This is a genomic window from Stenotrophomonas sp. MYb238, from assembly GCF_009496535.1.
Taxonomy (GTDB): domain Bacteria; phylum Pseudomonadota; class Gammaproteobacteria; order Xanthomonadales; family Xanthomonadaceae; genus Stenotrophomonas.
Genome location: NZ_WIDL01000025.1, coordinates 27610 through 48611, shown reverse-complemented (window position 1 = coordinate 48611; position 21002 = coordinate 27610). Strand labels below are relative to the sequence as shown.

Genomic DNA, 21002 nt, shown 5'->3' with positions numbered 1-21002 from the left:
TTGCGTGGGTGCCGGCGTATGACGACGTCAGCGGGGAAAAGTTCATCGCGGGACAAGGCCGAGGATGTCGTTGTAGAACGCCAGCCCCATCAGTCCGGCCAGCAGCGCCAGGCCGACATACTGTCCGGCGGCCATGGCGCGCTCGCTCAACGGGCTGCCCTTGACCAACTCGATAAGGTAATACAGCAGGTGACCGCCGTCCAAGATCGGGATCGGCAGCAGGTTGATGATGCACAGGCTCAGCGACAGCAGGGCCAGGAAGTACAGGAACCAGTCCACGCCGCGCTCGGCCGATGCATTGGCGACGCGGGCGATGGTGATCGGACCGGAGATGTTCTTGACCGAGGCATGCCCGGTGAGCATGCGCCGCATCATGCCGAGGGAATCGCTGGCCAGCCGGCCGGCCTCGCGCACGGCCGCCGGCAGCGCCGCCAGCGGGCCGTACTGCTGGCGGGCGTCGTAGGCCGGCGCCTGGCCTACGACACCCACGCCGATCAGCCAGCGGTCCTTGCTTGCCTCGCCCGGCGCCTTGTGCGGCTGCAGTTCCAGGGCCAGGCGCTGCCCGGCGCGCTCGACCTCGATCATGCCCGGGCCGCCGCGCTCGCCCAGCTGCTGCACCAGCGGCACGACCTGGTCGGCGCTTTCCACGCGCTGGCCGTCGATGGCCAGAATCAGGTCGCCGCGCTGCAGCTGGCCGCTGGCGGCCGAGCCTTCGGTCACCGATTCGACCTGCGCCGGCTGCAGCCAGAACTGCCAGGCCAGGCCGGCCTGCACCGGCACCGTGCGCTCGTCGAAACCGGCCGGCAGGGTGGACAGCGGCAGCACCCGGGTGTGGGTGTTGTCCAGCGTATCGACCACCCGCACGCGGGCGTCCTGGCGGTCCATCGCGGCGGTGGTGAGGGCCATGCTGGCCTCGGCCCAGGTCGCCACCGCGCGGCCGTCCACGTCGAGGATGCGGTCGCCGGCGTTGAGCCCGGCGGCGGCGGCCATGCCGGCGCTGCGGCCGATGGTGGCCGAATAGTCCTGGCGGCCGATCACGAACATCGCCCACAGCAGGACGATGCACAGCACCAGGTTGGCGGCCGGGCCGGCGGCCACGATCGCGATGCGCTGCCACACGCTCTTGTTGTTGAAGGCCACCGCGCGCTCGCCGGCCGGGACCTCGACCTCGCGCTCGTCGAGCATCTTCACGTAGCCGCCGAGCGGGATGGCGGCGATGGCGAACTCGGTGCCGTTGCGGTTGCGGCGGCTCCACAGCGGGCGGCCGAAGCCGACCGAGAAGCGCAGCACCTTGACGCCGCAGCGCCGCGCCACCCAGTAATGGCCGAACTCATGGAACGTCACCAGCACGCCGAGGCTGACGATCATCCACCACACGGAACCGAGGAAGTCAGCCATGGGCGCGGCTCGGTTGGAAGTCGGGATCAGGCATGGGGCAGGCGGGCGATGGCGGTGGTGGTGACCTGGCGGGACCGCGCATCGGCCGCCAGCAGGGCGTCCAGTGTATCGGCAGCCATGTGAGGCAGGGCGGACAGGGCATCTTCCACCAGCGCAGGGATCGACAGGAAGCCTATGCGGCCCTGAAGAAAGGCTGAAACGGCGACTTCGTTGGCCGCGTTCAGGATCGCCGGGGCGCTGCCGCCGGCCTCCATGGCCTGCCAGGCCAGGCGCAGGCAGGGAAAGGCGTCCAGGTCCGGCGCCTCGAAGTCGAGGCGGCCCTGCGCCAGCAGGTCGAGCCCGGCCACCCCCGATTCGATGCGCTGCGGCCAGCCCAGGCCGACCGCCAGGGTGGTGCGCATGTCCGGCAGGCCGAGCTGGGCCAGGGTGGAGCCGTCGATGAACTCGACCAGCGAATGCACCAGGCTCTGCGGGTGCACCAGCACGTCGATGCGCGCGCCGGGCACGCCGAACAGGTGGTGGGCCTCGATGACCTCCAGGCCCTTGTTCATCAGCGTGGCCGAATCGACCGAGATTTTCGGGCCCATCGACCATTTCGGGTGCGCCACCGCTTGCGCCGGGGTCACCGCTTCCAGTTCGGCGCGGCTGCGGCCGCGGAATGGCCCGCCGGAGGCGGTGAGCAGGATGCGGCGCACGCCGGCGCCTTCGACGCTGGCATCGCGCGAGCGCAGGCACTGGAAGATGGCGTTGTGTTCGCTGTCGATCGGGATGATGTCCGCGCCGGCCGCCGCCGCGTCGCGGGTCAGCAGTTCGCCGGCCAGCACCAGCGATTCCTTGTTGGCCAGCAGCAGGCGCTTGCCGGCGCGGGCGGCGGCCAGGGTCGAGGACAGCCCGGCCGCGCCGACGATGGCCGCGACCACGGTGTCGCAGGCGTCGCCGGCGGCCAGCGCGTCGATCGCCGCGGCGCCGGCGTGCGCCTCGGTGGCCAGGCCGGCCTCGCGCAGCCCGTCGCGCAGGCGCCCGAACAGCGCCGGTTCGGCGATGGCCGCATGCGCGGGCCGGTGGGTGCGGCACAGCGCCAGGAGCGCATCGACGTTGTTGCCGGCGGCCAGCACGCTGGCGCGCATCCGCTCCGGATGGCGGGCGATGACGTCCAGCGCCGAGGTGCCGATCGAGCCGGTGGCGCCCAGGATCGCGACCCGGCGCGGGCCGGCGGGATGGGAATGCAGGGGGGCGGACATGTCAGAAACCGAAGATTTCCTTGCCCAGCGCGAACACCGGCAGCGCGGCCAGCACGCCGTCGATGCGGTCGAGCACGCCGCCGTGGCCGGGGATCACGTTGCCCGAATCCTTGGCGCCGGCGTGGCGCTTGAGCAGGCTCTCGAACAGGTCGCCGAGTACCGAGGCCAGCACCGTGACCGCGGCCACCAGCAGCAGCCAGCCGATGGCGGCCGGCTGCACGCCGGCCAGCCAGCCGAAGCCGACCGCGACCACCAGGCCGGCGGCCAGGCCGCCGAGCAGGCCTTCGATGGTCTTGTTGGGGCTCACGCGCGGGGCGAGCTTGCGCCTGCCGAACGCGCGCCCGGCGAAATAGGCGCCCGAATCGGCCGCCCAGACCACGGCCAGCGCGGTCAGCAGCCAGCGGTTGCCATGCGGCTCGCTGGCGTGGATAAGCACCAGCGCCGCCCAGGCCGGGACGATGGCCAGGGTGCCGGCGGCCAGCTTGAGCATGCGCGCGCCGCTTTCCTCGTGCGCGCCGAAGTCGAAGAAGCGCAGCCACAGCAACGCCAGCAGCCAGAAGCCGACGCCGGCCAGCGTCGCCAGCTGGAACAGTACCAGGCTGCCGGCCGAGGCCCATACCAGCAGCACCATCAGCAGCAGGTTGAGCACCAGCAGCACGGTGCGCGGCAGGCCGTCCACGCCGGCCAGGCGCAGCCATTCCCACAGGCCGGTGAGGAACACCAGTGCGGCGGCGGCGGCCAGCCACTGGGAGGGCAGCAGCAGGATCGCGCAGATGGCCACCGGGGCCATGATCAGCGCGGCGATGACACGGGTCTTGGTCATGGGGAAACGGTCTCCGTGGCCGCCGCGGCGACCTGTGCGCTGGTCAGTCCATAACGGCGCTCGCGCCGGGCGTAGTCGTCCAGGGCCTGCTGCAGGAGGCCGGCGTCGATGTCCGGCCACAGCACCTCGGTGAACCACAGCTCGGTGTAGGCCAGCTGCCACAGCAGGAAATTGCTGATGCGGGTATCGCCGCCGGTGCGGATGAACAGGTCCGGCGGCGGCAGGTCGGCCAGCGCGACGTGGCGGCCGAGCAGGTGCTCGTCGATCTGTTCCGGCAGCAGGGTGCCGGCGGCGACCTGCCCGGCGAGCAGGCGCGCGGCATGGGCGATGTCCTGGCGGCCGCCGTAGCTGGCGGCGATGCTCAGGGTCATCGCGGCATTGCCGGCGGTGCGCTGCTCGGCGCGGTCCATGCGCTGGGCGATGCCGCCGGAAAAACGCGAGCGCTCGCCGATGAAACGCACGCGCACGCCGCGGCGGTCGAGCTCGTCCACCTCGCGGTCGAGCGCGCCGAGGAACAGCTTCATCAGCGCGTCCACTTCCTCCTGCGGCCGCCCCCAGTTCTCGCTGGAGAAGGCGAACAGCGTGAGCGCGGCGATGCCGCGCTCCAGGCAGAAGTCGATGGTGCGGTTGACCGCGCGGGCGCCGGCGCGGTGGCCGATCATGCGCGGGCGCCGCCGCTGCTGCGCCCAGCGGCCGTTGCCATCCATGATGATGGCAACGTGCGCGGGCAGGCTTGGTGCTGGCATGCCGTTGGGCATGGCGGACGGCACCGGTCAGACCGCCATCAGTTCCTGTTCCTTGAGCCTGACCACCTCGTCGACGTCCTTGATCGCCTTGTCGGTCAGCTTCTGGATCTCGTCCTGGGCGCGGCGGTCCTCGTCCTCGGTGATGGCCTTGTCCTTGAGCAGCCTGGCCACTTCCTGGTTGGCGTCGCGGCGGATGTTGCGGATGGCGACCTTGCTGTCCTCGCCTTCCTTGCCCACGGTCTTGGCCAGTTCCTTGCGGCGCTCCTCGGTCAGCGGCGGCAGGTTCAGGCGGATCACCGTGCCCATGGTGGTGGGCGTGATGCCGATGTCCGACGCGTAGATGGCCTTCTCCACTTCCTTGATCATGTTCTTGTCGAACAGGGTGATGACCAGCGAGCGGCCTTCGGACACGCTGATGCTGGCCACCTGGTTCAGCGGCGTGTCGGTGCCGTAGGCCTTGACCTTGATGCCGTCCAGCAGGGCCGGCGATGCGCGGCCGGTGCGGATGGTGGTGAGGGTGTGGCGCAGAGCGTCGAGGCTCTTGGCCATGCGCGCCTGCGCATCTTGCTTGATGTCGTTGATCATCGCCGGAATCCTGGATGTTTCTGGAACCGGCCGATTATAGGCGAACCAGACCGTTGGCCGGGGTATTGCCCTTGCTTCGCCCTGCGAGGGAAGGTGCCCGGCAGGGGCGGGTGAGGGATGAAGGGAGCCAGCGGTGGCCCGACCTTGGCCGGCCCCGTTGCTTCCTCGCCGCGATCTGTGTCCGGCCCATGGCGGCGGCGTGGGCGCTCGGCCGCACGCGTGCCTTGCGGCTTCGCCGCGCAGGGAGAGGAGCCTGAAACGCCGCCGCTCAGTGCGCGTCGCGGCCGTGGACCAGGGTGCCGATGTTCTCGCCGCGCAGGATCTTCAGCAGCTCGCCGGGCTGGCCCATGTCGAACACGCGCAGCGGCAGGTCGCTGTCGCGGGCCAAGGCGAAGGCGGCGGTATCCATGACCTCCAGACCCTGGCTGATGACCTGGTCGTAGCTCAGGGTGTCGTAGCGCACCGCATCGGCGTGCTTGTTCGGGTCCTTGTCGTACACGCCGTCGACCTTGGTGGCCTTGAGCAGCAGGTCGGCACCGATCTCGATGGCGCGCAGCGCGGCGCCCGAATCGGTGGTGAAGAACGGGCTGCCGACGCCGGCGGCGAAGATCACCAGGCGGCCCTTTTCCAGGTGGCGGATGGCGCGGCGGCGGATGTAGTCCTCGCACACGTCGTTGATCTTGATCGCGCTCATCACGCGCGCCTTGGCGCCGAGCTTCTCCAGCGCGTCCTGCATGGCCAGCGCGTTGATGACCGTGGCCAGCATGCCCATCTGGTCGCCGGTGACCCGGTCCATGCCGCCGGCGGCGAGGCCGGCACCGCGGAAGATGTTGCCGCCGCCGATGACCAGCGCCACCTCGGCGCCGGCCTGCTGCGCTTCGATGACCTCGCGCGCCAGGCGGTTGATGACCTTGGGGTCGATGCCGTAGTCCTCGTCTCCCATCAGCGCCTCCCCGGAAAGTTTCAGAAGGATGCGTTGGTAGGCGAGCTGGGACATGGCGACCTCGGGTGGCTGGAAAACGCGGGAATTCTAACGGATCGGACCCTTTCCGCGCAGCGCTCGTGCTGCACCGCAGCGAGGTTTTTTCCCTTGCGTTCGCCCGCGTTCAGCCAGACGCCGGCTGCGGTTCGGGGGCGCGGGCGATCACCCGGTTGCGGCCCAGGCTCTTGGAACGGTAGAGCACGTCGTCGGCGGCCTTGAGCAGGTCCTGCACGTTGGCGAAGCGCTCGTAGTCGCCGTGGGTGGCCACGCCGGCGGAGAAGGTGACGTGCAGCGGCGCGCCTTCGATCTCGGCCATCGGCGTATGCGAGATGGTGTCCAGCACGCGCCGCACCACCTCCAGCGCCAGGCGCTCGTTGGTGTCGGGGAACAGCACCACGAATTCCTCGCCGCCGAAACGGGCGACGGTATCGCTGTTGCGCAGCTGGTCCTGCAGGTGCGAGGCGAAGGACTGCAGCACCTGGTCGCCGGCCAGATGGCCGTGGGCGTCGTTGATCTTCTTGAAGTCGTCCAGGTCGATGAAGGCGATGGACAGCGGCCGGTTCATGTGCGCAGCACGTGCGAATTCCTGCTCCAGCACCGTTTCCAGGTGGCGGCGGTTGAGCACGCCGGTCAGCGCGTCCAGATGCGCCTGCTCGGCCAGGCGCCGCGCCAGCAGCTCGAAGTCGTCGGCGCGCCGGCGCGTGGCCGATGCGTCCTGCAGTTCGCGCAGGTTGCGCAGTTCCTTGAGTTCGTTGGCGTGGTCGAGCAGGAAGCGCACGCGCGCCGAGCTGGGCACGGGGACGTCGAGCAGGGCGCAGAGCTCGGGCAGCATCTGGCTGATCCGCTGCAGCACCAGTTCGAAGCCCTGGCTGTCCATGCCCAGTCCCTGGTAGACCTGGCGCAGCGCGTGGTTGCGCGCGATGTCGGCGTCGGGCGCGAGCCATATCTCGGCCACGCAGCCGGACAGGGCGACGCAGCGCTGGAACAGGTCTTCCGGCTCGGTCGGCGGTTCGCTGCGGGCGATGGCCTCCACCAGGTAGCGCGGCAGGTGCCACTGCTCGCACAGTTGGGCGCCGGCCTCGGCGTGGCTGCAGCCGAGGATGGCGCGCTCGTGGGCGAGCAGTTCCTCGTTGCAGGTGGCGCTGTCGAACAGCGCCGGGTAGATGTCTGGGCTGGCCTGCATCAGCGCCAGCGTGCCGATGTCCTGCAGCAGGCCGGCGAGCATCAGTTCCTCGACGCGCCGCACCCCGCAGCCCAGGCCGAGGAAGCGCGCGGCCAGCGCGCACAGCACGCTGCGGCGCCAGATACGTTCGAGCAGGCGCGGGTCCTGGCCTTCCCGGTCCAGCGCATGCGCCAGCGAGAAGCCCAGCGCCAGCTGCAGGGTCGCGTTCAGGCCGAGCATGGTCAGCGCCTGCCCGAGGTTCTCGATCCGGCGCCGGCTCGCGTACAGCGGCGAATTGGCGATGCGCAGCATGCGCGCGCTCAGTGCCATGTCCATCGCGATGGCATCGGCCGCGGTGGCGATGTCGGTCTCCGGGTCCTGCGCCAGCTCGATGATGCGCAGGGCGATGCCGGGCGGCGAGGGCAGGTTGCGGCAGAGTGACAGCGCTGCGTTGAGCTCGGGGGACATGTCGGGGAGGTGTTCAGCAGGCCATCAAGGATACAGGGGGCGGGCGCAGGGCGTGTATGCGTCACAGTATCGGGCAAAGGGACTTGAAGTCCACAGGAGAAACGGGACCGGCTTCCGGTAATCCGGATAAAAAAGAAGCCGCGGAGTCCGCGGCTTCTTTCAGGCTCCGGATCGGGGCCGTATCAGACCTGCATCGCCTTGGCGACTTCGGCGGCGTAGTCCTCGACCACCTTCTCGATGCCTTCGCCGACCGCCAGGCGCTGGAAGCCGACGACGTCGCCGCCGGCGGCCTTCACGGCCTGCTCCACGGTCTTGTCGCTGTCCAGCACGTAGTTCTGGCCGTACAGGGTCACTTCGCTGACGATCTTGTTGATCTTGCCGCTGATGATCTTCTCCAGGATCTCGGCCGGCTTGGCCTTGTCCTTCTCGCTCATCTTGGCCAGCTCGATTTCCTTTTCCTTGGCGACGAACTCGGCCGGCACGTCGGCAGCCTTGTTGTGCGGCGGGTTCATCGCGGCCACGTGCATGGCCAGGCCGTTGGCCAGCTCGGCGTTGCCGCCGGCCAGGTCGACCAGCACGCCGATCTTGCCGTTGCTGTGCACGTAGGCGCCGACGGTGTTGTTGCCGTCGACCTTGGCCAGGCGGCGGATCTGGATGTTCTCGCCCAGCTTCTGGATGGCGGCGGTGCGGGACTCCTCGACGGTCTCGCCGGAAGCCAGCTTGGCCGACTTCAGCGCCTCGACGTCGGCGGCACCGGAGGCCAGGGCGGCCGCGGCGACGGCGTCGACGAACGCCTTGAAGTTGACGTCGTTGGCGACGAAGTCGGTTTCCGAGTTCACTTCGACCAGCACGGCCTTGCCGCCGTTCACGGCGACGCCGATGCGGCCTTCGGCGGTGACGCGGTCGGCCTTCTTGTCGGCCTTGGCGGCGCCGGACTTGCGCAGGGCTTCGGCAGCGGCGTCGATGTCGCCGTTGTTTTCGGCCAGCGCCTTCTTGCACTCCATCATGCCGGCGCCGGTGCGCTCGCGCAGTTCCTTGACCAGGGAGGCGGTGATTTCAGCCATGGGATTACCTCAACGATAGAAAGGGGCAGGCCGGCGATGATCGCCGGCCGTTGTTACGTGGCCCTGTCAGTGGCCGGCGCCGTTGGCGCCGCCGCAGGGGAGGCGGGCGCGCATGGCGCCCGCCGGGTGCATCAGGCCGAAGCCTCGTCGCCCTTCTTGGCGCCCTTCTTGGCCGGAGCGCGGCGGGCCGGCTTGGCTTCCTCGGCGGCATCGGCGTCGGCGAACTCTTCCTCGCGCACCGAGGCGGCGTTCGGCGCGGAGGCCTTGCCTTCCAGCACGGCGTCGGCGGCGGCGCGGGCGTACAGCTGCACGGCGCGGATGGCGTCGTCGTTGCCCGGGATGGCGTAGTCCACCAGCTCCGGGTTGTAGTTGGTGTCGACCACCGCGATCACCGGGATGCCGAGCTTCTTGGCTTCCTTGATGGCGATGTCTTCATGGCCGATGTCGATCACGAAGATGGCGTCCGGCAGGCGGTTCATGTCCTTGATGCCGCCCAGCGAGGCTTCCAGCTTGTCGCGCTCGCGGCGCAGGCCCAGCACTTCGTGCTTGACCAGCTTGTCGAAGGTGCCGTCGGTCTCGCCGGCTTCCAGTTCCTTCAGGCGGGCGACCGACTGCTTGACGGTGCGGAAGTTGGTCAGGGTGCCGCCCAGCCAACGCTGGTTCATGAACGGCATGCCGCAACGCTCGGCTTCTTCCTTGATGGCGTCGCGCGCGCTGCGCTTGGTGCCCAGGAACAGGATGGTGCCGCGCTTCTGGGCAACGGACGAGATGAAGTTCATCGCGTCGTTGAACAGCGGGACGGTCTTTTCCAGGTTGATGATGTGGATCTTGCCGCGGGCACCGAAGATGTACGGCGCCATCTTGGGGTTCCAGTAGCGGGTCTGGTGGCCGAAGTGGACGCCGGCTTCCAGCATCTGGCGCATGGTGATCTGGGACATTGCAAACTCCTGGCGGTGGAATCGTGCCGTGCGCGGCTGTCGTTTCAGTCCGCACAGGGCCGCGCGGGCCTCTGGATGAGTGGGTCGCGCGACGATTCCGGGGTTGGGCTTCCCCTGCGCCTCCGTGGCCGAACCCCGACGAGCGGAGCACCCCGGCACGGATGGGGGCGAAGGGTGTGGATTCACCGGTGACGCCCGGTGTGGGCGGCCCCTGCGGCACGGGACCGGCAACGGAGCCGCGGAATTATAGGGCGCAAGGGCCCGGCACGCAAACCGCGGCTCCATCCGGCCCGCGCGGGCCGGGGGGCGCTCGTTCAGACAGGCGCCGATGGGTGATAATGGCGGCCATGAGCGTGAACCTGAAAACCCCCGAAGAAATCGCCAAGATGCGCGTCGCCGGACGCCTGGCGGCCGAAGTGCTGGACATGATCGGCCAGTACGTCAAACCCGGTGTCACCACCGAGGAACTGGACCGCATCTGCCACGACCACATCGTCAACGTGCAGGGCGCGGTCCCGGCCAACGTCGGCTACCGCGGCTTCCCCAAGACCCTGTGTACCTCGGTCAACAACGTCATCTGCCACGGCATCCCGAGCGAGGCCAAGGTGCTTAAGGACGGGGACATCGTCAACATCGACGTGACCGTCATCAAGGACGGCTGGCACGGCGATACCAGCCGCATGTATTTCGCCGGCACGCCGTCGGTGATGGCCAGGCGCCTGGTGGAAACGACCAAGGAAGCCATGTGGCGCGGCATCCGCGCGGTCAGGCCGGGCGCCACCCTGGGCGACATCGGCAACGCGATCCAGGAATACGCCGAGTCCGAGCGTTTTTCCGTGGTGCGCGAGTACTGCGGCCACGGCATCGGCAAGGTCTACCACGACGAGCCGCAGGTGCTGCACTACGGCCGCCCCGGCCAGGGGCTGGTGCTCAAGCCGGGCATGACCTTCACCATCGAGCCGATGATCAACGAGGGTACCCGCTACACCCGGGTGCTGCCCGACGGCTGGACCGTGGTCACCAAGGACCGCAAGCTTTCGGCGCAGTGGGAACACATGGTGGCGGTGACCGAGGACGGCGTGGAAGTGCTGACGCTGTCGCCGGCCGAGTCCGAACAAGCGCGATCCGGGACGGCATGAGCCCACTGCCGGCGGATCTGGTCCAGCACGTACCGGACGCGCCGGCCGATCCCGCGGGCGATGCGCAGTGGGCCGCCGCGGCGCGGCAGTCGCTGGCCCACGCCGATGCGCGGCTGTGCCGGCGCTTCGAGCAGGGCGACAACATCGAGCGGCTGCTGGCGCTGCGCGCGCGCTGCGTCGACCATCTGATCGAGCAGGCCTGGCGGCGCTGCCTGCCGGCCGACGCCGGGCTGTCGCTGTTCGCGGTCGGCGGCTACGGCCGCGGCGAACTGTTCCCGCGCTCGGACATCGACCTGCTGGTGCTGGGCGAACCGGACGCGCAGCAGGCCGGTGAGGCCGCGCTCGCGCGGCTGTTCGCGCTGCTGTGGGACGCCGGGCTGCCTGCCAGCCACGCGGTGCGTTCGGCCGTGCAGTGCGTGCAGGCCGCCGCCGACCAGACCGTGCTCACAGCGCTGATCGAGGCGCGGCCGCTGTGCGCCGCGCCGGGTGCGCAGCAGGCGCTGGCGCGGGCGGTGTCGCCGACCCTGATCTGGCCGGCGCGCGACTACTTCCTGGCCAAGCGCGAGGAACTGCTGCTGCGCCACCAGCGCTTCGGCGATACCGCCGACAACCTGGAACCGGACCTCAAGGACGGCCCCGGCGGCCTGCGCGACCTCAACACCCTGGGCTGGATGGCGCTGCGCGCGTTCGGCGTGAGCGACATCGACGCGCTGGTCGGGCTGGGCCACCTGGGCCTGGACGAGGCCGCCGCGCTCAAGCGCGAGCGCGCGGTGCTGGCGCGGCTGCGCTTCGGCCTGCACCTGGTCGCCCAGCGCGCCGAGGAGCGGCTGCGCTTCGACCACCAGAAGGCGCTGGCCGAACGCATGGGGTTTGCCGACGACGCCGGCAACCTGGGCGTGGAAAAGATGATGCAGGGCTTCTACCGCAGCGCGGCGGTGGTGCGGCGGATCAGCGACCGCCTGCTGCAGCGCTTCGAGGAGCAGTTCGACGGCGAGGCGGCGCCCGAGCCGGTCGGCGACGGCTTCTCGCTGCGCCGCGGCTACCTGTCGGCCGACGACCCGCTGTGGCCGCATGGCGACATCGCGCGCATCTTCGCCCTGTTCGCCTGCTGGGCGCGCACGCCGCAGGTGCGCGGCCTGCACTCGATGACGGCGCGCGGCCTGGCCGAGATGCTGGACGAGATTCCCGCCTACACCGAGGTGGGCGAGGCGGTGCGCGAGCAGTTCATCGCCCTGCTGCGCGGGCCGCGCGCGGTGGACACGCTGGCGCGCATGGCGCGGCTGGGCGTGCTCGGGCAGTGGATACCGGCGTTCGCGCAGGTGTCCGGGCGGATGCAGTTCGACCTGTTCCACGTCTACACGGTGGACCAGCACACGCTGATGGTGCTGCGGAACATCGGCGTGTTCGCCGCCGGCCGCGCCGACGAGCGTTTCTCCATCGCCCACGAAGTCTGGCCGCGGCTGCGCAAGCCGGAACTGCTGCTGCTGGCCGGGCTGTTCCACGACATCGCCAAGGGCCGCGGCGGCGACCACTCCGAACTCGGTGCGGTGGACGCGCGTGCGTTCTGCGCCGCGCACGGCCTGGGCGCCACCGACACCGACCTGGTGGCGTGGCTGGTGGAGCAGCACCTGCGCATGTCGGTCACCGCGCAGAAGCAGGACATCACCGACCCGGAGGTGATCCACCGTTTCGCCGGGCTCGTCGGCAGCCGCGAACGGCTGGATTACCTGTACCTGCTGACCTGCGCCGATATCGCCGGCACCAGCCCCAAGCTGTGGAACGCCTGGAAGGACCGGCTGCTGGCCGACCTGTACTTCGCTGCGCGCCGCGGGCTGCGGGAAGGGCTGGAGCCGCCGCTGCCGGAAGCCGACCGGGTGCAGGAGGCGCGCGCCAGCGTGCGCGAGCTGATGCGCACGCTCGGCCATGCCGACGCGGCGATCGAACGCCAGTTCGGCGCGATGCCGGACGAGAGTTTCGTGCGCTTCCGGCCCGAGCAGCTGATGTGGCAGGCCACCTCGCTGATGGAAGTCTCGCGCGGCGGCACCCTGGTCAAGGCGCGGCGGATCGCGCCGGAGAGCGACGCGCTGGAAGTGTTCGTGCATTCGCCCGACCGCGACGGCCTGTTCGCCGCGATCGTGATGACGCTGGACCGCGCCGGCTACAGCATCCACCGCGCGCGCGTGCTCGACGGCCCGGAGGACACCATCTTCGATACCTTCGAAGTGACGCCGGCCGGCAGTTTCGCCGACGGCGACACCGCGCGCCTGGAGCTGCTGCTGCGCAAGGCGCTGGCCGGCAACATCCAGATCCTGCGCCCGGCGCGGCGGGTGATCCCGCGCCAGCTCAAGCATTTCCGCTTCGCCCCGCGCATCGAGTTCATCGAGAACGCCGAGCACGGCCGCACCGTGCTGAACCTGGTCGCGCCCGACCGCCCTGGACTGCTGGCCGATGTCGCGCATGTGCTGCGCGACCAGCGGCTGCGGGTGCAGGATGCGCGCATCGCCACCTTCGGCGAGCGCGCCGAGGACCAGTTCCAGCTCACCGACCGCCACGACCGCCCCCTTACCGAAACCTCCCGGCAGGCACTGCGCGACGCATTGCTGGCCTGCCTGGATCCCGACAGAACGCCAGGAGACCCCCACTGATGGCCACCAGGAAGACCGCCGCCAAGCCCGCGGCAGCGAACAAGAGCGCGACCGGGAAGACGGCTGCGAAGAGCGCCGCGCCGGCGAAGAAGACGGCGGCCAAGAAGGTCGCCCCGGCGAAGAAGGCGGCCAGGCCCGCGGCGAAGAAAGCGCCGGCGGGCACGCCGAAGTCCGCGCCGAAGGCCATCGAGTCGATCGGCCCGCGCAGCCTGCGCAAGCCGCCGGCGCCGGGCGTGGCGGAAATGAAATTCGGCATCGAGAGCGCGTTCGAGCGCCGCGCGATGCTGACCATGGACGAGATCGAGGGCTACACCCGGCCGCTGGTCAACCGCGTCATCGACGGCCTGGAGTCGGGCGAGTTCCGCGTCGCCGAGCCGGACGGCACCGGCGGCTGGAAGGTCAACGAGTGGCTGAAGAAGGCGGTGCTGCTGTATTTCCGCGTCAACGACATGAGCGTGATGGACGGCCGCCCGGCGCCGTTCTGGGACAAGGTCGAATCGCGCTTCGCCGGCTACGGCGAGGCGGAGTTCCGCGCCGCCGGCGTGCGCGTGGTGCCCGGCGCCATCGCCCGCCGCGGGTCGCACTTCGGCCGCGACGTGGTACTGATGCCGAGCTTCACCAACATCGGCGCGCACGTGGGCGAGGGCACCATGGTCGATACCTGGGCCACGGTCGGTTCCTGCGCGCAGATCGGCAAGCACTGCCACCTGTCCGGCGGCGCCGGCATCGGCGGCGTGCTGGAACCGCTGCAGGCCAGCCCGACCATCATCGAGGACCACTGCTTCATCGGCGCGCGCTCGGAAGTGGTGGAAGGCGTGGTCGTCGGCCACCACAGCGTGATCGGCATGGGCGTGTTCCTGAGCCAGAGCACGCGCATCTACAACCGCGCCACCGGCCAGGTCAGCTACGGCTACATCCCGCCGTACAGCGTGGTGGTGTCCGGCTCGCTGCCGAGCGGGGACGGCAGCCACTCGCTGTACTGCGCGGTGATCGTCAAGCAGGTTGACGCCCGCACCCGCAGCAAGACCAGCGTCAACGACCTGCTGCGCGGCCTGGCCGACTGAGGGCCGCGCCGCAGGGGACTCCAGCACCATCGAACCGGGGAGAACGCAATGAAGACATGCACCGCGGCAGTCCGCCTGCCTGCCACGTTCCTGTTCACCGCCACGCTGGCGCTGGCCGGCGCGGCCTCCGCGCAGGATCTGGGCCGCTACAGCGAGGAAGGATTGCGCGCCGAACTGGCGGGCATCGCCGACGCCGAGACCGCGGTGCTGGTGCCGATGCGCGACGGCATCGGCCTGTCCACCAACATCTGGCGGCCCAAGGGCGCCACCGGTCCGCTGCCGACGGTGTTGTGGAAGACCCCGTACAACGAGCACAACCCGCGCGGCACCAGCGCGCGGCTGGCGGTCGAGGCGGTGCGCCACGGCTACGCCTTCGTGGTGCAGAACGAGCGCGGCCGCTATTTCAGCCAGGGCAAGTACCAGATCCTGGGCCATCCGCAGACCGACGGCTACGACGCGCTGAGCTGGATCGCCGCGCAGCCGTGGTCCAACGGCAAGGTCGGCACCCTGGGCTGCTCGTCCTCGGCCGAATGGCAGTTGTCGCTGGCGGCGATGGACCACCCGGCGCACGCGGCGATGGTGCCGATGGCCGCCGGCGCGGGCATCGGCAAGGTCGGCCCGTTCCAGGAACAGGGCAACTTCTATACCGGCGGCGTGCCGCGCACGCTGTTCGCGGTGTGGATGTACGGCGTGGACAATCCGCTGCGCGCCGAGCTGCCGCAGGACCTGTCCGGCCCGATGCGCGCGCGCGTGGCGCAGTACAACGACCTGGACGCGAGCAAGCCCAAGGTCGACTGGCAGAAACACATCTGGCATCTGCCGTATGCGCAGCTGCTGTCCTCGCTGGGCGAACCGCCGGCCACGTTCGAATCGATGATCGGGCGCGGCCCGGCCGATCCGTTCTGGGAGCAGGGCGGGCTGTACCGCGATTCGATGGGCTGGGGCGTGCCGGCGCTGTGGTTCAACAGCTGGTACGACGTGTCCATCGGCCCGAACATGGCGCTGTTCAACCATGCGCGTGCGGCCGGCACCGACGCGGAGGCCAGCCAGAACCAGTACGCCGTGATCGGCCCCAACCCGCACTGCCAGTTCTGGCAGCTGGGCAAGGACTACAAGGTCGGCGACCGCGACATGGGCGATGCGAGTTTCCCGGTCGCCGGGCAGATCTGGGCGTTCTTCGACCGCTGGCTGAAGAACCAGCCCAGGGCGTTCCCCGCGTCCACGCCGCACGTGCGCTACTTCACGATGGGCGCCAACCGCTGGCAGTCCGACGCGCAGTGGCCGCCGAAGGCGGCCAGGCCGGTGCGCATGTACCTGCGCTCGGGCGGCGCGGCCAATTCGATGTACGGCGACGGCCGCCTGACGTTCGACGCGCCTTCCGCCGACGAGCCGAAGGATGGCTACCGCTACGATCCGGCCAACCCGGTGCAGACCATCGGCGGCGGCGACTGCTGCAACGGCGGACTGGTGACCGCCGGCGCGTTCGACCAGCGCCAGATCGAGGCGCGCCACGACGTGCTGGTCTATACCAGCGAGCCGCTGGATGCGCCGATGGAAGTGTCCGGCTTCGTCGATGCGGTGCTGAAGGTGTCCTCCAGCGCCCGCGACACCGACTTCGCGCTCAAGCTGGTGGACGTGGCGCCGGACGGCACCGCCTGGATCGTCGGCGACACCATCCTGCGCGCGCGCTACCGCGACGGCTACGCCACGCCGGCGCCGATGCAGCCGGGCCAGGTCTACACGCTGAAGCCGACTCCGATCACCACCTCGATCCAGTTCGGCAAGGGCCATCGCGTCCGCGTCGAGGTGACCAGCTCCAATTTCCCCAAGTTCGCGCGCAACCTCAACACCGGCGGCGCGAACGAGACCGAGGACGTCGCGGTGGTGGCGGACAACGCCGTCCACCACTCGGCCGACGCGCCCAGCTATATCGAACTGCCGGTGGTGGAACAGGGCAAGCAATGACCACGACTCTCTACGGACTCAAGAACTGCGACACCTGCAGGAAGGCCAGCAAGTGGCTGGACCGCTTCGGCGTCGCCTACACCTTCGTCGATTACCGCGACGACAAGCCCAGCCCCGAGACGCTGGTGGAATGGGCCGGCAAGGTTGGCGGCTTCGACGCGCTGGTCAACAAGTCCTCGACCACCTGGCGGCAGCTGCCGGACGCCCGCAAGGCGCCCGGTTCCGACGCCGAGTGGAAGCTGCTGCTGCGCGAATACCCGCAGCTGATCCGGCGGCCGCTGGTCGTCACCGGCGACGGCGCGGTGACGCAGGGCTTTTCCGACAACGGCTTCAAGCAGCGCTTCGGCGTCGCCTGACCCACAGCCCCGTAGGAGCGGCTTCAGCCGCGAAAGGGCTTTGCGCGGCACCTTCCGCAAAGCCCGCGTGTGCGGGGGGGATCCAATGGGAAAGCCCTTCGCGGCTGAAGCCGCTCCTACGGCGGCGGGAGATACGAGATGAGTGACGTGCTATGAGTGACGTGCTGCACCTTACCTGCGAACTGATCGCCCGGCCCTCGGTGACGCCGGAGGACGCCGGTTGCCAGCAGTTGATCGCCGGGCGCCTGCAGGCGGCCGGTTTCCAGTGCGAACACCTGCGCCTGGGCGAGGTCGACAATCTTTGGGCCACCCATGGCAGCGGCGCGCCGGTGCTGGTGCTGCTCGGCCATACCGACGTGGTGCCCAGCGGCCCGGCCGAGGCCTGGGCCAGCGATCCGTTCACGCCCGACGTACGCGATGGCGTGCTGTACGGCCGCGGCGCGGCCGACATGAAGGGCAGCGTGGCCGCGTTCGTGGTGGCCGCCGAGCAGTTCGTCGCCGCCCATCCCGACCACCCCGGCACGCTGGCGGTGCTGCTGACCAGCGACGAGGAGGGCGACGCCATCGACGGCGTGCGCCACGTCGCGCGGCTGTTCGCCGAGCGCGGGCAGCGCATCGACTGGTGCATCACCGGCGAGCCCTCGTCCACCGCCCGGCTCGGCGACCTGCTGCGCGTCGGCCGTCGCGGCAGCCTGTCGGCGAAATTGCGGGTCAAGGGCGTGCAGGGTCATGTCGCCTATCCGGACAAGGCGCGCAACCCGATCCACCTGGCCGCGCCGGCGCTGGCCGAGCTGGCCACGCGGCACTGGGACGACGGCTACGAGAGCTTCCCGCCGACCAGCCTGCAGATCTCCAACATCGATGCCGGCACCGGCGCCAGCAACGTCATCCCCGGCGAGCTGCGGGCGATGTTCAACCTGCGCTACAACCCGCACTGGAACGCCGACCGCCTGGAAGCGGAGATCGCCGCGTTGCTGGACCGCCACGGGCTCGACTACGAACTGCACTGGCACCGCAGCGGCGAACCGTTCCATACGCCGGAGGGACGCCTGCGCAGCGTCGCGCGCGAGGTGCTGGCCGGGTTCGCCGGTGCCGCGCCTGAGGAAAGCACCGGCGGCGGCACCTCGGACGCGCGCTTCATCGCGCCGCTGGGCGCGCAGTGCATCGAGGTGGGGCCGGTGAACGCCAGCATCCACCAGGTGGACGAACACGTGCGGCTGGACGATCTGCAGGCGTTGCCCGATCTTTACCGGCAACTGATCACCCGCCTGCTGGCCTGAACCATGCCCACCCGGATTGCCACGATGCTTCGCGCCGCAACCGGGATCAGGAAGAAGCCGGCGTTCTGGCCGCGCGCGGTGGCCGCCTGCGCGCTGTGGCTGGCGCTGCCGCTGGCGCAGGCCGCCACCGCGATGCACGGCCTGCCGCTGATGCGGCATTTCGGGGTCGGCGACCTGCCGGCCGCGCCGTTCTATTCGGACATCGCCGTCGATGCCCAGGGCACGCTCTATGCCGGCAGCAGCGAGGGCGTGATGGTGTTCCGCAGCGGCCTGTGGGAGCTGTTCGAGCTGCCGCACCGGGCGGCGGCCTACACGTTGCTGGCCGCCGCCGATGGCCGGCTCTATGTCGGCGGCACCGGCGTGCTGGGCGAACTGCGCCGCCAGGCCGATGGCAGCCTGCGCTTCATCGATCTGCAGCCGCGGTTCACCGGCGGCGATGGCGCGCCGCTGCCGCCCTCGGATTTCTACGGGCTGCAGGAAACCGCGCGCGGGGTGGTGGCCAACGACGGTCGCCAGCTGTACCTGCTGCGGCACGATGGCGGCGCATCGCGGCGGGCGTTGCCGGCCGGCGCCGGGCAGGTGTTGTTCGCGGCCGCCGGCGAGCTGTATGTCCAGGTCGCCGGCAGCGGCTTGTGCCGCATCGACGACACCGGCCTGGTGCCGCTGCCGGGCACGCGGGCGCTCGAACCGCTGCGCCTCTCCGGCCTGTGGGCGCAGGACGGCGGGCTGTTGTATGCGGCCAGCGATGGTTTCCATTTCGGCGATGCCGGGGGCGTGCGCAAGCTGGCCGGCGATGCGGATGCCGCCTTCGCGGCCCATCCGCCCTACAGCAGCGTCCGCCTGCCCGATGGCGGTTTCGTCTTCGGCGCCTATGACGGCACGCTGATGCACTTCTCGCCGGAACTGCGCCTGCTCGACAGCTTCCAGCTCGCCCGTGACAGCCTGGACGGCTTCGGCCTGGATCGCGATGGCGGCTTCTGGGTGGTGGGCAAGGCCGGGCTGACCCGCCTGCGCCTGCCTTCGCCGTGGACGGTGTTCGATCAGCGCCACGGCCTGGCGAACCGGCTGTACGACAGCGCCTGGTACGACGGCAGCCTGTGGGTGGCGGCGCTGGGCGTGTGGCGCGCCGCGCCGGTGGCCGCCGGCGAGGTACCGCATTTCGTGCCGCAGCCCTGGTCGGACACGCAGCTGGAGGCGTTCGCCCTGCAGGCGACCGGAGCCGGCCTGCTGATCGGCGACCGCCTCGGCCTGATGGTGCTGGACTCCGGCGCCGCACGGCCGCGGCGGTTGCTCGGTCCGCGCATGGGCAGCGGCATCCTCGCGCTGCGGCCTTCCGCCTTCGATGCCACGCGGATGCTGGCGGTGGGGGGCGGCAGGGTGTCGTGGCTGGCGCAGCGCGACGGGCGCTGGCAGGTCGCCGCGCAGTGGCCGTCGGTACCCGGTGCGCTCGAGGACATGGTGGAGACCGCGCCGGGCGAAGCGTGGGCTGGCGACGGACAAGGAGGCGTATGGCGCTGGCGGTTCGATCCCGAGTCGGGCCGGTTGCATGCACAGCACGGCTTCGGCATCGCGGACGGGCTGCCGGCCGCACAGGGACAGGGCATCCGTCTGCTGCGGCTCGACGATGTCCTCTACGCGGTGACGGACGAGGACGTGCGCCGGCTTGAGGGCGAGCGCTTCGTGCCGGCCAGGCTTCCGGCCCTGCCCGGGTTGGAGCGGCCGTGGGAGTTGGAGGCGGCCACCACCGCGCTCGGCAGCTTCGCCTGGACCTCGCGCCAGCTGTGGTGGCGGCGCCCGGGCGAAACGAATTTCCGCCTGCAGCAGGTCAGCAGCAGCCGGGTGCCGGGATACGCGGCGGTGTCGCTGCAGGGCGATGGCCGCCTGCGGCTGATCGCCTGGGACAGCCTGCTGCAGTTCGATCCGGACATCGCGGCCTCGGCCCCGGTGCCGCTGCACGCCCGCCTGGACCAGATCCGCCTGTTGCGGCAGGACCAGGCGCAGACGCTGCTGCCGCTGCAGTCCGCGGCACCGCAGGAATTGCCGCCGGGTTCCGGGCTGGCGCTGCGCTTCGGGCTGGCGACGATGGAGCCGGACGTCGAGTTCCGCTACCGCATGTCCGGCTACAGCGAGGCGTGGTCGGAGTGGAGCGCGGACCGCGATCTCGGCTACCGGCTGCTGCCGCCGGGCGACTACCGCTTCGAACTGCAGGCGCGCACCCGCGGCGGCAGGCAGGCCAGTCCCCTGATCCATCCGCTGCGGGTCGCCCCGTTCTGGTACGAACGCGGCGTGGTGCAGGTGTTGTTCGGCCTGTTGGGCGCGCTGCTGGTCGCGCTGGCGGTGCACGCGCGCTACCGCAGCATCCGCGCGCGCAACCGCGAACTGGAACGGCGCATCGCCGAACGCACCGGCGAACTGGAGGCGGCCAACCGCCAGCTCACCGAACTGGCCGTGGTCGACGGCCTGACCGGCATCGCCAACCGCCATGCGATGGAGCGCGCGCTGCAGCGCGGATGGCAGCGCTGCGCCGAGCGCGGCGAACCGCTGGCGGTGGTGATGGCCGACGTGGACCACTTCAAGCAGTTCAACGACAACCACGGCCACCAGGCCGGCGACATGCAGCTGCGGCGGGTGGCCGGCGCGTTGGCGGCCGAAGTGTCGGGCGTGGACGAACTGGCCGCGCGTTATGGCGGCGAGGAGTTCGTGCTGATCCTGCCCGGGACCGACGGCGAGGCGGCGGCGCAGCGCGCCGAACGCGTGCGGCAGCGGGCCGGGGCGGCGATGGCCGCGGCGGGCCTGCCGGGCAGCATCAGCCTGGGCGTGGCGGCGACCGTGCCAGTCGCCGGGGACGATCCGGCGTCGCTGGTGCGCTGCGCCGACCAGGCGCTGTACCGGGCCAAGCACGGAGGCCGCGACCGGGTCGAATGCGCCGGCGAAGCCGATTTCGCCGCCATCGGGCAGGCGGACGTGATTGCCGCTGAAACTGTTGCGCGGCCCCCGGAAGCCACGCTATCGTCGGCCCCATGAACCGCAACGCCCGCACCAACGCGAATGCTTCGAACAACCGCAATAATGCGGTTGCGAACAATCGCGCGCGGCCGATGCGGGTCTGCGACTGAGCCAGAAGCACCATACGCCCAGTGACCAGA

The 21002-nt window shown here is 70.3% G+C and carries 16 protein-coding genes; 7 read left to right on the top strand and 9 right to left on the bottom strand.

The genetic code is table 11. The features are described 5' to 3' along the window. Positions 1-42 precede the first annotated feature (42 nt). The 9 genes from rseP to rpsB all read right to left on the bottom strand — a co-directional run bounded on the left by rseP (position 43) and on the right by rpsB (position 9407). Positions 43-1398 carry an RIP metalloprotease RseP gene (gene rseP / locus CQ393_RS15385; protein WP_153192715.1) on the bottom strand — a complete coding sequence of 452 codons (1356 nt, stop codon included), beginning with the start codon at positions 1396-1398 and terminating at the stop codon, positions 43-45. Positions 1399-1424: 26 nt separating this feature from the next. Next, a complete protein-coding gene (locus CQ393_RS15380; protein WP_153192713.1) occupies positions 1425-2639 on the bottom strand; it encodes a 1-deoxy-D-xylulose-5-phosphate reductoisomerase in 1215 nt (404 codons plus the stop codon). 1 nt (position 2640) lies between these two features. Next, positions 2641-3462, bottom strand: coding sequence for a phosphatidate cytidylyltransferase (locus CQ393_RS15375; protein ID WP_153192711.1), 822 nt, complete (start codon positions 3460-3462; stop codon positions 2641-2643). Then, on the bottom strand, positions 3459-4208 hold the full coding sequence (gene uppS, locus CQ393_RS15370; protein WP_153192709.1) for a polyprenyl diphosphate synthase: 750 nt from the start codon (positions 4206-4208) through the stop codon (positions 3459-3461). The genes CQ393_RS15375 and uppS overlap by 4 nt, the downstream gene beginning before the upstream one ends. Positions 4209-4235: 27 nt before the next feature. Then, complete coding sequence (frr, locus tag CQ393_RS15365; protein ID WP_153192707.1) at positions 4236-4793, bottom strand: ribosome recycling factor; 558 nt, start codon at positions 4791-4793, stop codon at positions 4236-4238. A gap of 268 nt (positions 4794-5061) precedes the next feature. Further along, the gene (gene pyrH, locus CQ393_RS15360; protein ID WP_054666822.1) at positions 5062-5790 is read right to left on the bottom strand and encodes a UMP kinase; all 729 of its coding nucleotides are present in this window, start codon (positions 5788-5790) and stop codon (positions 5062-5064) included. 109 nt (positions 5791-5899) lie between these two features. Continuing rightward, positions 5900-7405 carry a GGDEF domain-containing protein gene (locus CQ393_RS15355; protein WP_153192704.1) on the bottom strand — a complete coding sequence of 502 codons (1506 nt, stop codon included), beginning with the start codon at positions 7403-7405 and terminating at the stop codon, positions 5900-5902. Between the two features lie 182 nt (positions 7406-7587). Then, positions 7588-8469 (bottom strand): translation elongation factor Ts, encoded by an 882-nt coding sequence (gene tsf, locus CQ393_RS15350; protein WP_153192702.1) that lies wholly within the window; start codon positions 8467-8469, stop codon positions 7588-7590. A 131-nt stretch (positions 8470-8600) separates the two neighbouring features. Further along, on the bottom strand, positions 8601-9407 hold the full coding sequence (gene rpsB, locus CQ393_RS15345) for a 30S ribosomal protein S2 (protein ID WP_153192700.1): 807 nt from the start codon (positions 9405-9407) through the stop codon (positions 8601-8603). 347 nt (positions 9408-9754) lie between these two features. On the opposite strand from rpsB, the gene map reads away from it, so the two are divergent. The 7 genes from map (at position 9755) to CQ393_RS15310 (ending at position 20880) form a co-directional block, all read left to right on the top strand. Then, the gene (gene map / locus CQ393_RS15340; protein ID WP_153192698.1) at positions 9755-10546 is read left to right on the top strand and encodes a type I methionyl aminopeptidase; all 792 of its coding nucleotides are present in this window, start codon (positions 9755-9757) and stop codon (positions 10544-10546) included. Beyond that, the gene (locus tag CQ393_RS15335) at positions 10543-13191 is read left to right on the top strand and encodes a [protein-PII] uridylyltransferase (protein WP_153192696.1); all 2649 of its coding nucleotides are present in this window, start codon (positions 10543-10545) and stop codon (positions 13189-13191) included. Before map ends, CQ393_RS15335 begins: the two co-directional genes overlap by 4 nt. Further along, entirely contained in the window at positions 13191-14255 is a 1065-nt protein-coding gene (dapD, locus tag CQ393_RS15330; RefSeq protein ID WP_153192693.1) for a 2,3,4,5-tetrahydropyridine-2,6-dicarboxylate N-succinyltransferase, read from the top strand. The genes CQ393_RS15335 and dapD overlap by 1 nt, the downstream gene beginning before the upstream one ends. Before the next feature lie 48 nt (positions 14256-14303). Then, positions 14304-16220: a CocE/NonD family hydrolase gene (locus tag CQ393_RS15325; protein WP_153192691.1), complete on the top strand. Its 1917-nt coding sequence runs from the start codon at positions 14304-14306 to the stop codon at positions 16218-16220. Continuing rightward, positions 16217-16576 carry an arsenate reductase gene (locus CQ393_RS15320; RefSeq protein WP_153192688.1) on the top strand — a complete coding sequence of 120 codons (360 nt, stop codon included), beginning with the start codon at positions 16217-16219 and terminating at the stop codon, positions 16574-16576. The genes CQ393_RS15325 and CQ393_RS15320 overlap by 4 nt, the downstream gene beginning before the upstream one ends. Before the next feature lie 152 nt (positions 16577-16728). Further along, the gene (gene dapE, locus CQ393_RS15315) at positions 16729-17856 is read left to right on the top strand and encodes a succinyl-diaminopimelate desuccinylase (protein ID WP_153192685.1); all 1128 of its coding nucleotides are present in this window, start codon (positions 16729-16731) and stop codon (positions 17854-17856) included. Positions 17857-17880: 24 nt separating this feature from the next. Continuing rightward, positions 17881-20880, top strand: coding sequence for a ligand-binding sensor domain-containing diguanylate cyclase (locus CQ393_RS15310; RefSeq protein WP_194269684.1), 3000 nt, complete (start codon positions 17881-17883; stop codon positions 20878-20880). Positions 20881-21002: the final 122 nt, after the last annotated feature.

What these genes read in the sequence shown, in the direction of transcription:
- CQ393_RS15380 (WP_153192713.1), bottom strand. Translation starts at nt 2,639, where the DNA reads ATGTCCGCCCCCCTGCATTCCCATCCCGCCGGCCCGCGCCGGGTCGCG.
- pyrH (WP_054666822.1), bottom strand. Translation starts at nt 5,790, where the DNA reads ATGTCCCAGCTCGCCTACCAACGCATCCTTCTGAAACTTTCCGGGGAG.
- CQ393_RS15375 (WP_153192711.1), bottom strand. Translation starts at nt 3,462, where the DNA reads ATGACCAAGACCCGTGTCATCGCCGCGCTGATCATGGCCCCGGTGGCC.
- CQ393_RS15335 (WP_153192696.1), top strand. Translation starts at nt 10,543, where the DNA reads ATGAGCCCACTGCCGGCGGATCTGGTCCAGCACGTACCGGACGCGCCG.
- frr (WP_153192707.1), bottom strand. Translation starts at nt 4,793, where the DNA reads ATGATCAACGACATCAAGCAAGATGCGCAGGCGCGCATGGCCAAGAGC.
- map (WP_153192698.1), top strand. Translation starts at nt 9,755, where the DNA reads ATGAGCGTGAACCTGAAAACCCCCGAAGAAATCGCCAAGATGCGCGTC.
- CQ393_RS15325 (WP_153192691.1), top strand. Translation starts at nt 14,304, where the DNA reads ATGAAGACATGCACCGCGGCAGTCCGCCTGCCTGCCACGTTCCTGTTC.
- CQ393_RS15355 (WP_153192704.1), bottom strand. Translation starts at nt 7,405, where the DNA reads ATGTCCCCCGAGCTCAACGCAGCGCTGTCACTCTGCCGCAACCTGCCC.
- CQ393_RS15320 (WP_153192688.1), top strand. Translation starts at nt 16,217, where the DNA reads ATGACCACGACTCTCTACGGACTCAAGAACTGCGACACCTGCAGGAAG.
- dapD (WP_153192693.1), top strand. Translation starts at nt 13,191, where the DNA reads ATGGCCACCAGGAAGACCGCCGCCAAGCCCGCGGCAGCGAACAAGAGC.
- tsf (WP_153192702.1), bottom strand. Translation starts at nt 8,469, where the DNA reads ATGGCTGAAATCACCGCCTCCCTGGTCAAGGAACTGCGCGAGCGCACC.
- uppS (WP_153192709.1), bottom strand. Translation starts at nt 4,208, where the DNA reads ATGCCAGCACCAAGCCTGCCCGCGCACGTTGCCATCATCATGGATGGC.
- dapE (WP_153192685.1), top strand. Translation starts at nt 16,729, where the DNA reads ATGAGTGACGTGCTGCACCTTACCTGCGAACTGATCGCCCGGCCCTCG.
- rpsB (WP_153192700.1), bottom strand. Translation starts at nt 9,407, where the DNA reads ATGTCCCAGATCACCATGCGCCAGATGCTGGAAGCCGGCGTCCACTTC.
- rseP (WP_153192715.1), bottom strand. Translation starts at nt 1,398, where the DNA reads ATGGCTGACTTCCTCGGTTCCGTGTGGTGGATGATCGTCAGCCTCGGC.
- CQ393_RS15310 (WP_194269684.1), top strand. Translation starts at nt 17,881, where the DNA reads ATGCTTCGCGCCGCAACCGGGATCAGGAAGAAGCCGGCGTTCTGGCCG.